Genomic DNA, 12,127 nt, shown 5'->3' with positions numbered 1-12,127 from the left:
AGGCAAGAAGTCTTTATGGTATTAAATTTGAATTTACACCCCTAAACCAACACTATTAATCATGTCACCAACTACATTTAACGAAGCTGTCGCCCTGACCAAAAAATTTACCGAAAAACCAAGCAACGAGGACTTGCTAAAGCTTTATGGACTCTATAAACAAGCTACTGAAGGGGACAATGAAAGTGAACGTCCAGGAGGATTTGACTTTAAAGCAGCGGCAAAGTACAATGCTTGGGCAAATCTAAAAGGCAAATCCCAGGAAGAAGCGAAGAGCCAATACATTAAACTGGTAGAAGAGCTATCAAAAACACATGTATAAGCAAAAAGCCTGATCTCAGGCTTTTTGCTTTCATCAAATCAGAGGATATCCTCGAGCAAACACTTTTTGAGTCATCACTTTCTTTTAGAAAAATTTGAAGCAATAATACTCCCCGCTATTAGCTGCTGAATATGATAGATCATCACGGGAAGCAATACCAATCCTAGCGTCGCTGGATCAGGAAAAATCACTTTTCCAATTACTACACCTTGAACCAAAGATTTTTTGGAACCACAAAACAGCGCAGTCACTCTATCTTCCCAGCTAAACCCTAGCAAACGACAAAGCAGCTCAATTACCAGCCAAATGAAGAAAAACAACCCAAGCATTGTTACTCCTACTTCCAGTAAAACACTTGATTTGTAAGGATCAAAAACATTTTGAGAAAATGACTGAGCAAAGGAGGTAAAAACAATAATCATGATTACCGTCTGATCTATGTACTTAAGAGCTCCAAGGTGTTTTTTGATTTTTAGGAAAAGCCATTTGTGAGCTAATATCCCCAGAATAACTGGAAGCAAAACCTTAACAGAAAGCTCCCCGAGAGTTGGTAAAAAGTCCATTTCCATAGCAGATGAATCTGCCAAAATCCCCATCCATGCTGGCGTGATAACAACTCCAAGTAAACTGGAAATACTGGCATTAAAGATCGCTCCGGGAATATTGCCATGGGCAATAGAAACCATCACTACTGACGCGCTAACAGTGGAAGGAAGAACGGACAAATAAGTAATCCCCAACTGAAAATCCTTATCAATCCATGTCATTAACGGGACTATTGCCACTACAAGCAAAGGAAACAACACAAAAGTAGCTAACTGAATAAGCACATGTAATTTCCAGTTCTTCAAACCAGACTTAAGCTGAACAGGATCAAGCTTTACTCCGTATAGAAAAAACACAAGACCTATTCCTACATTAATGATTGGCTTCCAGGGCACTGGAGATTGACTAGAGCCTGCAAATGGGAACAACCAACCCAATACTATTGCGGCAAAAAGCCCTAGTAAAAAACCATTAATTCCAACCTTATTGAGAGTTTTGACTAATTTTTGAATCATCCGACTGTCAATCGCTTGAAATTATCACAAAGAATTGCTGTCGCAATGGCTACGTTCAAAGACTCTGCCTCACCAAAACCTGGTATTGTCACCTTATCTGTAACTACTTTTTCCAGCTCATTAGAAACGCCATTTGATTCATTTCCCATTAAAATCACACCGTGAGCTACACGCCCCATTTCATGAACATTCTTACCATTTAAAAAAGCTCCGTAAATAGGCACATCCCATTTTTGAAAAACGTCTTTCAGATCCGCATAGAAAAAATTAACCCGGGTAAATGAGCCCATGCTGGACTGAATTACTTTTGGGTTGTAAAAATCAGCAGTTTGGGGTGAAAAAACGAGGTTTTTAATACCATACCAGTCCGCGATTCTGATGATCGTCCCCAGATTACCTGGATCTCTGACATCATCAAGACCCACAACAAAATTACCTTTAGGAAAATCAAATGGACTATTTGACTTCATATGAACTACAGCTAAGGCACTATCATTGCTTTGATATTGCCCGAGGTTTTCAAGCTGATTTTGGGTAGCCAAAATCACTTGTCCAGCTGATTGAGAAATGAGGTTTTCATACTTTTCTAAAAAAGTATCGGTCGCTACAATTAACTCAACACTAAAATCTGAGTTTAAAACTTCTAAAACACTCTTTTCACCTTCCACAAAGAACTTTTGCTCCTGATTTCGGAATTTCTTTTGATGTAAGGATTTAATAAACTTAACTGTATTTTTGCTAAGCATTCGGATCGACTCTGCCATTTTGAAATTCACCAAATATATACTTTTTATCTGTGTCCTCTGGGCAATGGTCGCTTGCTCTTTAAGCAAAAACCTGCCCGAAGGTGAGTATGTCCTTGACAGTAATCAACTTAAAGGAGTAGAAAAAGCGAATCCATTGGAAATAGAGAATCTGTACTTCCAAGAGCCCAACACAAAAATCCCACTCACCAACTCCTCTCTGGGTGTGAGTATTTACAGATTTGGAAGGCTCTTTTACGACAGCACCAAAGTGAATGAAAAACTGGAAGCAAAAAAAGCAGAGCTAGAAGAGGTCAGAGCAGGCCTGAGCGATGCAGAGGATAATAGAAAACTGCTTAAAAAGCGTGACAAAGTCCAGACGAAAATTCAGGATCTGGAGAAGATGCAGGAATATGGGAATTTCTTGATGCGCACTGGAAACCCCGTTACTGTTTTAGATAGTGCCGAAACCCAAAAGACGGTCACAGAAATCGATAATTACCTTTATAACAAAGGCTTTTTAGATTCGGAAGTGGCTTTTGAGGTAGAAACTAAAAAGCAAAAGGCCACGGTAACTTATATCATAGCCGAAAAAGAGCCATACATTTTAGATTCCATCTATACCAACTCTGTGAACGAAGGCCTGCTTTCGCTGATCAATCAATCAAAAAAGGAAACGTTCATCGTGAAAGGCGATAATTACGATCAAACGAATTTCACCAAGGAACGAGAACGCTTAGAAGAGCTATTCAAGAACAATGGGTATTTCATGTTCACCAAAAGCTTTATCGATTACAACCTCTACTTTGATACGACTTCAAAGCGGATTAATGTAGAGCAAAGAATCCTTAAACCTTCATTTTCAGAAAAGCATGAGGTTTACAGAATTGATTCTATCACCTTCAAAATCAGTCCTCCAAGTGATGAGTTTATAGACGAAAAGGTGCAAAGAAACTATCGGAATATCGACTTCAACTTTTACAGAGACCGTTTTTCTGCCAAATTACTTAGTTCCCGGATTTTATTTGACGAGAATCAGGAGTACAGGCGAACAAATATAATAGAAACCCAAAAACAGCTCAGCAACCTGGATCTTTTCAGGTATATCAATATTTCATTTGACACGGTAGGCACCTCGCTTACAGCTAAAATTCTATCGCAACCAAATCAAAAATATCAGTTGACGAATCAGCTTGGGTTGAGCATAACAGAGCAATTGCCTGGGCCGTTTTTCAGTACAGTACTGAGAAACAGAAACTTCTTCAGAGCAGGAGAAATCCTAGAATTCAACGCCCGGATAGGTTATGAAGGAGTAGCATCTGCTACCGATCAAGGCGTATATCAAAGCAAAGAATTTGGGGTTTCTGCCTCTGTTATTTTCCCTAGATTCCTTATCCCATTTTATGGAAAAAGCTTACAGAAATATGGACAATACAATCCTAATACACGGACGCAACTAGGCTATAACTATACCAATCGTCCAGAATACACAAGGTCTGGTTTGAATGCTCTCCTGGCTTATACTTGGGTGACACGAGGGAATAGACAGCAATTCACCATCAATGCGGCTGACATAAACTATATTCGGACGCCAAACATTTCTGATGATTTTGCTCAGGTACTACTAGACCTAGAGAACCAAGGGAATAATCTGATTTGGTCTTTCCTTCCCTCTCTCATCAGTAGTGTATCAGCACAGTCAATTATTAATTTCAATGATTACGGAAATTACAATTCCACCAATAAAGCTTCCCTTCTTAAGTTATTTGTGGAAAGCGGTGGAACTACCTTGAATTTTGTGAATGCAACAAGTAATAATGAAACGACCGATTTTGCCAGATTCCAATGGCTAAAATTCCAGGCAGATTTCAGAAGGTATTATCCGCTCAATCAGACTTCGACAATTGCCTACCGGGCCAATTTCGGAATAGCAAATCCATACGGTGTAAGTAGTGGTATCCTTCCTTACGAGAAGTATTTCTTCGCGGGAGGTGGCACAAGCATCAGGGCTTGGCAAGCTAGACGATTGGGCCCGGGAAGTTATACCCCTCCTATCGGTGATCGAGGAAGGTATGATTACGCCTTTGAGCAGCCAGCAGAGATGATTCTAGAGACCATGCTGGAATACCGTAGAAATCTCTCAGGATACTTTGATATGGCTGTTTTCGTGGATGCCGGAAATGCATGGGTTATTGGCGTAGATAATTCTCGTCCAGGCGCTGATTTTAGGTTCGACAGATTTTATAAAGAAATAGCCATAGGCACTGGCGTAGGCTTACGAATGGATTTCAACTTTTTGGTGATCAGACTAGATTTGGCAACCAAGGCCGTAGATCCATCCATGCCTGAGGGCGAACGATGGGTCTTGGATAATATATCATTCAACCGACTTTTTGGTTTAAAAGGACAAACAGTGCTTAACTTTGGCATCGGTTATCCTTTCTAAAGAGAAACAAAACAAATGTCACGAAAGAGTAAAGAACAAATAGCTGAAGTATATAGACAGATGCAGGATTATATCTGTCGCGAACTAGAATCTGCAGATGGGACTGGCGAATTTATTGAAGATAAATGGGACAGACCTGCCGGAGGTGGTGGAAGAACACGTATTTTCAAAAATGGAAACATCATCGAAAAAGGCGGAGTTGCATTCTCTGCTGTACATGGTCCTACTCCTGATAAAATCCTAAAAAAATTAAAACTTGATCAGGCTGACTTTTTTGCAACTGGCGTATCCATCGTGTTACATCCAAAAAGTCCCATGGTGCCGATTATCCATATGAACATTCGGTATTTTGAAATGGACAATGGTGAATATTGGTTTGGAGGCGGAATTGATTTGACCCCGCATTACATAGATGTGGCAGATGCCCAATACTTTCATCAACAAATAAAGAACGTCTGCGACAAATATAATGCTGAGTACTACCCAAAGTTTAAAACCTGGGCTGACGACTATTTTTATATCAAGCATAGAGATGAAACCCGGGGAATCGGTGGGATTTTCTATGATAGACTGAAGGCTAAAGACAATCAGGAATTCGAAGATATACTACAATTCAGCCTTTCTTTAGGCCGCCTATTTCCAGCTATTTATGGATATTTTATGAAGAAAAATTCTCAGATTCCATATTCTGAAATTGAAAAATCTTGGCAAAGTCTAAGAAGAGGAAGGTATGTGGAGTTCAATCTTGTTTGGGATGCCGGTACCAAATTCGGGTTGGATACAAATGGCCGAACGGAGAGTATTCTGATGAGTATGCCACCTATGGCTGAGTGGGAATATATGTATGAACCTGAAGTCGGTTCGAAGGAAGAATTCACTCAAAACCATCTTAAAAAAGGAATAGACTGGTTATCTTTTGAAGAATGATCGAACAAATTAAGAATTGGGATGAGGAGCTGTTCCTGAAGCTAAATGCCTTGCACGTTGACTGGTTGGATGAGATAGCATTTCAAATGTCCCAAACTTTTGCCTGGGTGCCATTCTATGCTATCATCGTATATTTTATATACAAGGTAGAGCCCAAAAACAGTTGGTGGGTCTTTGGAGGAATCGCTTTAACCATTCTCATGGCGGACCAAGTAACTTCTGGCTTTATGAAACCATTTTTTGAGCGGCTCAGACCATGCCATGACGAGCGCTGGTCCGACGGCATGTATAACTATGGGAGATGCGGTGGCCTATATGGATTTGCTTCTTCGCATGCTGCCAATACGTTCGGGTTTGCTACTTTTCTCAATTTAAAAATGAAAGGTAAGCTTCGCTTTCTCCCTTGGCTGTTTTTATGGGCGGCTGTCATATCCTATACCAGAATTTATCTTGGTGTTCACTATCCTATGGACGTTATTGTTGGAGGATTGGTAGGAGCTCTAGCTGGGTTTATCAGTTGGTTTATAGTTGTATTTGTTCGGAGGGAAATTTTAAAACTAATTCTAAAAGACTAATCCTAGAAATTCCAAAATAATTATTTAAATAGTAATATCTTTTGAACAAACTTTAAGTTTAGCTATTTTAATCCTGAGAGTTTTTAAATTTATCTCAAGAATTAGTCAACCCTTACTGCACTTTTCAACCAGACAAAAAATGGGAACACTCCATCTTCGGAAAACATCCTTTTTATTTTTTTTAATCCTGGGAATTGCATTTACCCTACAAGCTCAGGACACCCACCACTGGAGCAATCAGTTTGGAACCAGAGCTGCTTTACTTGGTGGTGCAGTGCTTACAGACACTGTTGATAATGCCGGAGTATTTTATAATCCTGGGAACTTGGGGTATCTAGACACAACCTCCTTGTCCATCAATGCTAATCTCTATGGATTAGAAAATATCACTATCGAAAATGCCCTCGGCCAGCGAGCCGATTTCAAGGGAATTCAATTCAATACTATTCCATTGCTGATCAGTGGATCTATACAAACTAAATCAGACTGGAATGTTAGCTATGGACTACTTACGCCAGTTAGTTTTAATTTTAATGGAGTCGCAAGAATAGAAGGGCAATACGAATTGGCAAGTGAAGACATAAGTCCTGGACAAGAAGATCTGGTATCCGAATCCGGAATTATCACAAAGGTGCAGGAAACTACCGTAGCACTAGGCATAGGCAAAAAACTAAGTCCCAACCTTGGTTTCGGCATTAGTTTATTAAACACCCTTCGCACACTAAATTATTCTTATCGATTTTCGGCAAAGGCGTTAACCAATAGCGATGATTACTTTTTGATTTCTAGAACCCAGAATGAGTTTATCAATTATTTCGCCGCCAGAACATCTTTGAAACTAGGATTAAATTATCAAAAAGGGACTTACGGATTAGGACTAGCTATTACCACTCCGGGGTTGGACTGGCTAGGAAATGGAACTGTGGCAGAGGATCTTACGCTATCCAATCTCATAGTGCCAGGAATTGAAAATCCAGTAACTGCCTATGCTTCTGATCGGCAGGAAAAATTAAAGACAACCTACAAATCGCCTTTTGAAATTGCTGTAGGGGCTCATAAAACATTTAACCGCTCTGTTTTAAGTATTAACATTACACATTTTGGAGGAGTTGACAATTATCGGATAATTAGTGCGGAATCAGGCACATTAGTTCGTCCAGATAATATAGGACAGGCTTTTGACAGTGAAGATTTTTTAAATGTAGAGACCGCAATGAAGCCTGTAACAAATTTCTCCATCGGATATGAGAATCAATTAAAGGAAAGGCTTAAACTTCTGGGCAGTTTTCGCACTGATTTTTCATATTTCGATGAAGGATCTGTACAAAGAAACCAATTGAATACTGAGATTACCCAATGGGACATTTACCATGTCTCTTTTGGGGCTGAGATCAAGAAATCCAGAAGTAGTCTCACACTCGGTCTGATGTATAGTTTTGGATCCACGCAGGAATATTTGCAAAGAGGTAGTTTTAACAATGTGGAGGCTGACCAGTTACTGGAGGGAGCACTCGTCATAACAAAAGCAGGATACTCGAATATTGGACTTTTAGTAGGGTATGCCTTTAATTTTAAAAAATTCAATTAATAGACTATGAAAAAAAATCTACTTCTAACGATGGTCTTTGGATTATGGGCGCTCGGGGTTCAAGCTCAAGTGACTACCATTAACTTGGATCTAATTACTGGGAAGATCAATGGTGGAATGCCACTCCCAGCTGAACAAGAGTTCTATATCCATGGAGCTATACCTGAGAAAATAGAAATGGTAAAACTCACTATTTACCCTTCTAAAAAAACAGAGAAGGCGGGTTACACTTACTTTTGGAAAGCCCCTTTTGGCTATAAGGATCTCTCCTACCAGGTTTTAGTTGCTGATCCACTGCGATCCAATACGGATTATAGATTGGAGTTTGGTTATTACCAAAAAGCCGGAGCTGATCAGATCAATGAGGTCCGATCTCTAATTCATCAAAATATAGAGACCTATCTAAGCACTGTGACCACCATCAAGAAAGGCGGAGTGCATTTTTCTGAATCAGATGAGGTACTCATCAACAATATCTCGAGGATTGTGGATCAAGGTGCATACTACTTTGAGCTTCCAAACGGAGAAAAATTCCCAGGCTTCAGTGACATTACCCGTGCAAAACTGGAGCAAAGAGGTAAACTTAAAATGGGCAAAGCCAAATTCAATGTAACTGGAATGACGGAAGCCGATAACGCCAGAGCGGTCTATGCAGATGAATACATTACTGAATTGGAAAATATTCTCTTCTCAGAAGTTGACCAATACTTGAGTCCAAACATGTTGGTAAGAGTGGATGAAAACATATTTGAAAATTATCCTACCGAAAAAACCGCAAATTCTCTTCCTATAAATGTAGGATATGGTGCGATCTCTCTGAGCAAAGGATTACCTGACCAGGAATTCGTGATGAGCCCATATGCTGGATTCTCTTTCCCGCTTGGTAACAGGACATTTGCCAGATTCATGAACAACATGTCAATTTCTACAGGTTTTTTCCTTTCTGGAGACATCAAAAATCAGTTGGATGAAAAAATCTCCGGTCCAGTTTTGGAAAGACCAGTTTATATAGGTCTTGGCTACAACTTCTTCAGGTTTATCAGATTAAATGCCGGCGGTACATTTATCACCACAGAGATGTCAGGTGGAACTAATCAAAATAGTTTCGTGCCTTTTGTGGGAGTGAGTGCAGAGTTTAATTTATGGTTGGGCATAGGAAGCAAAAAAAGATAAGGACATGAAAAAGCTAAGTTTAGTAATTCTCGCTTTTGCCTTTGCTTTTTCTGCTCAGGCACAATTACATGGTTATAAATGGAGGTTTGGAGCCAGCGCAGGTACGACAAACTATCTGGGTGATATTCGCCCATTGAAAGTCGATAACTTTCAAAACTTCACTAAGTATTATAAACGATATGAGACCTACTCAGAGCAACTATCCTATCAGGTTTCGATAGAATATGCTTTAGGGAACTCAGTTGGGTTAATGCTAACTGGAGGTAGTTATCAATTCGGATCAAGCGATAGATTTATAAAAAAAGACGGAACACTATTCACTGAAAGTCCAACGTTCGATCGAGCCCTCAATTTCCAAACTGACGTCTATGATGCAGGCTTATCCTTTGTATTTAAGCCTGATAACAATTGGTTACTTTCGGGTAAATCCTTCTTTGCTCCTTACATCACTGTCGGGGCCGGTGTGCAAAGCTTCAATGTATATGGAGACTTATTGGATGCCAATGGAAATCAATACGACTATACCAATCCGAATGTGATTCCAGATGGGAGTTTTGAGACAGACCTTAGTAAGTTGGGCACAGAAAGTTCTGAAAACTACGAAACAACCTCATTCTATGCCAACTTAGGGTTAGGTGTGCGTTTTCGAATTACCAAAAGCATAGAAATCTTTGCGCAGTCAGATTTCAAAAGAACAAATACTGACTACTTAGATGATGTTTCAGGAGTGTATAGGTCTAGTTATGACAATGACTTCCAAGAGTATGCCGCCAAACCTGGTACTAACACCGTAACAGCAGAAAATCCATACCGAGGCATGGAAAACGGAAGACCTGACTGGTACTTTTATCATGGTATGGGTATCAAGTTCAGTTTGGGGGCTAACAAAAAATCCTTCAACCCGCCTGTAATTACTCAGCGCTACACATATGTCCCTACGGAGCTTTCCAAAGCTCAAATGGCTAAAGAAGATTCTTTGGCGAGGGCTAGCTCCACTCCTCAGTCGGTAACAAATAATTACTTCACAGTCATTCAATTACCTGGAAATGAACAAGCTATTTCTGGGCAGGCTGTGACTGACTCTGCAACACTGGTAAAAATCACCAGCATGCGGGATTCGCTACAGACTAGCAGAGCGCTACTGAACGATGAAATGACTGCATCGGAAAGACAGCTAGCAGAACTTGATCAGACCATAGCAATGGCACAGCAGGACACCACGGTCTCCGCAGAGGTTACGCAGACCCGTATCCAGAATCTGGAAAGTGAGAAATCTATCGCTCAGGGAAAAATGACCAGTTTGAACAGCATTGCTTTAGAAAATCAGTTCAAGATGGATTCTCTCAATTCCCTACAAACTAACACTTCACCATCTGCTTCTTTGGACTCTGCTGCGATGATGAAAGAATTAGTGATCTATCCTGGTCAAGTGAGCAGAATCCTATACTCTACAAATCCTTCGGTGCTTTCGCTAGATTCAGCAACCCAAGCTCAAGCTGCAACTTCCAGAACAGCAAATGGTCCAGAGACAATGACCCGAGAGGAATTTGATGAGGAAATGGAAAAATTCAGAGAAGATATGCTTTCGGCTCAAGCTACAAGGGACTCAGCGATGATGATGGCATTTGCAAATAAGATCCCTACCTATGAAGCTTTAGAACAAGAGGATACTGAACCTCAGGAGCTCACTATCAACACTGAAGCACTAGATGATGATACAGCTAAAAAGCTAGACAAAAACAACAAAAAGCAGCAAAAACTCGACGAGAAAAACAGAAAAAGACAGGAGAAACTTGACGAGAAAAACAATGAAATTCTAAAAGATGCACTTCTTGTAGGGGGGACAGCAGCGACTACCGCCGCTATTTCAAATAGTGGCGATAAGAAAAGAGCTGCAGCTGCTGCCGCAAATGACTCTACACTAAGGGCTAGAATAGCAATGGATTCAGTTCTAATAGATAGCTTATCTAATTTACCACGAATCGTCGATACTGTTACAGTCACCAGCGTAGTGGAAAAGGATGTCCAAACTCTACTACATGAAAGTAAAGTAGAGGTATATTTTGCTATCAATGAATCTACTTTGCCTGACTCAGAGAGAGAAAAACTAGCTCCAGTCGCAGCATATTTAAAGGAAAATGAAGATGTTGTGGTTGAATTGGTTGGGTTTGCTGACAACACAGGCTCTGTAGCATACAATCTTGCTCTTACAGAAAAACGTGTAGCAGCAGTCACCACAGCACTCACTGAATTTTATGCGATTGAACCCTCCCGAATTACTATCAGCAATGGAGGATTAATCGTGAGAGGTAGTACAAAGGGATCAGTTGAAACTGATAGAAAAGTAGAAATACGCGTATTAAAAAAATAGATTTATATTTATAATCAAAAAAAACTAAACTTTTAACGAGATGAAATCAAGCATGACCCGAAGCGACACACAGAGGGATGATTATAATTCATGCGAAGATTCCATGTGACCTTAAAAAAAAATTATAAACACATGAAATCGAGCATGTCGAAGATCGTCACACACTGGGATGATTATTTCTCATGCGAGATTCCATATGACCATAGAAAAACAAAAATAAACATATGAAAAAGGCATTTACTTCCCTCTTTTTGTTAACCGCAATTGCAGTAACTTCCTATGCACAGGAACTTAGAATTAATACCTATGCCGGATATGTATTCAAAGACAAAGTGGACTCTTATTATTCCAACACTTCCTACTTCAATGGTCAGATTCAAGATGGTCTTCGATGGGGTGGTGGAATAGAGTATCATATTCCAAACCGTGGTGCAATTGAAATTCAATATTTGCGTCAGGATACCAATGCTCCTACCTATTATTTAGATGCAGGAGTTTTTGGCCCAACAGAACGCTTTACCGATTTCGATTTGGCAATCAACTGGATAATGCTAAATGGCACAAGATACTTCCCGGTAAATGAAATCGTAGAACCTTTTGCCGGAGCTGGGTTTGGGATGGGTATTTTCAATGTGAGTAATCCTGACAATGGAAATGAGAATTCTGCAACCAAATTTGCATGGAATATCCGAGGAGGATCTAATTTCTGGGTGGCTGACAACATTGCAATAAGAGTTCAGGCTTCTTTATTTTCTGCTACCCAAGCTATTGGCGGAGGACTTTACTTTGGTACTGGCGGCATAAGTACTGGTCTTTCCAGCTATTCCAGTATGTATCAATTTGGACTGGAAGGAGGATTGGTTTTTAGACTTCCACAGCCGGCAAAGTAATATCTTAAAATTGCATCAAGCGAAAACCATC

10 protein-coding genes are annotated in these 12,127 nt (G+C 40.0%); 8 read left to right on the top strand and 2 right to left on the bottom strand.

All coding sequences use genetic code 11. From position 1 onward, the window contains the following. Positions 1-61: 61 nt before the first annotated feature. Positions 62-322 carry an acyl-CoA-binding protein gene (locus BM386_RS00815; RefSeq protein WP_091691169.1) on the top strand — a complete coding sequence of 87 codons (261 nt, stop codon included), beginning with the start codon at positions 62-64 and terminating at the stop codon, positions 320-322. Between the two features lie 74 nt (positions 323-396). Here BM386_RS00815 and BM386_RS00810 read toward each other — a convergent pair whose 3' ends face one another. Beyond that, positions 397-1,383 (bottom strand): bile acid:sodium symporter family protein, encoded by a 987-nt coding sequence (locus BM386_RS00810; RefSeq protein WP_091691168.1) that lies wholly within the window; start codon positions 1,381-1,383, stop codon positions 397-399. Next, positions 1,380-2,129 (bottom strand): TrmH family RNA methyltransferase, encoded by a 750-nt coding sequence (locus BM386_RS00805; RefSeq protein ID WP_091691167.1) that lies wholly within the window; start codon positions 2,127-2,129, stop codon positions 1,380-1,382. Before BM386_RS00805 ends, BM386_RS00810 begins: the two co-directional genes overlap by 4 nt. Positions 2,130-2,148: 19 nt before the next feature. Here BM386_RS00805 and tamL point away from each other — a divergent pair, with 19 nt between their 5' ends. The 7 genes from tamL to BM386_RS00770 all read left to right on the top strand — a co-directional run bounded on the left by tamL (position 2,149) and on the right by BM386_RS00770 (position 12,096). Continuing rightward, complete coding sequence (gene tamL, locus BM386_RS00800; RefSeq protein WP_091691903.1) at positions 2,149-4,572, top strand: translocation and assembly module lipoprotein TamL; 2,424 nt, start codon at positions 2,149-2,151, stop codon at positions 4,570-4,572. A gap of 15 nt (positions 4,573-4,587) precedes the next feature. After that, positions 4,588-5,499, top strand: a complete 912-nt coding sequence (hemF, locus tag BM386_RS00795; RefSeq protein WP_091691166.1) for an oxygen-dependent coproporphyrinogen oxidase — start codon at positions 4,588-4,590, stop codon at positions 5,497-5,499. Next, positions 5,496-6,074 carry a phosphatase PAP2 family protein gene (locus tag BM386_RS00790; protein ID WP_091691165.1) on the top strand — a complete coding sequence of 193 codons (579 nt, stop codon included), beginning with the start codon at positions 5,496-5,498 and terminating at the stop codon, positions 6,072-6,074. Before hemF ends, BM386_RS00790 begins: the two co-directional genes overlap by 4 nt. 139 nt (positions 6,075-6,213) lie before the next feature. After that, positions 6,214-7,662 carry a hypothetical protein gene (locus BM386_RS00785; RefSeq protein WP_091691164.1) on the top strand — a complete coding sequence of 483 codons (1,449 nt, stop codon included), beginning with the start codon at positions 6,214-6,216 and terminating at the stop codon, positions 7,660-7,662. Between the two features lie 6 nt (positions 7,663-7,668). Continuing rightward, positions 7,669-8,835, top strand: coding sequence for a hypothetical protein (locus tag BM386_RS00780; protein ID WP_091691163.1), 1,167 nt, complete (start codon positions 7,669-7,671; stop codon positions 8,833-8,835). A 4-nt stretch (positions 8,836-8,839) separates the two neighbouring features. After that, complete coding sequence (locus BM386_RS00775) at positions 8,840-11,206, top strand: OmpA family protein (RefSeq protein ID WP_091691162.1); 2,367 nt, start codon at positions 8,840-8,842, stop codon at positions 11,204-11,206. Positions 11,207-11,430: 224 nt separating this feature from the next. After that, entirely contained in the window at positions 11,431-12,096 is a 666-nt protein-coding gene (locus BM386_RS00770) for an outer membrane beta-barrel protein (RefSeq protein ID WP_091691161.1), read from the top strand. Positions 12,097-12,127: the final 31 nt, after the last annotated feature.

Origin of the sequence: Algoriphagus locisalis (genome assembly GCF_900116615.1) — a bacterium.
Classification (GTDB): domain Bacteria; phylum Bacteroidota; class Bacteroidia; order Cytophagales; family Cyclobacteriaceae; genus Algoriphagus; species Algoriphagus locisalis.
Note: the sequence above shows the minus strand (reverse complement) of the source record. Positions and strands in the feature narration are given on the sequence as shown.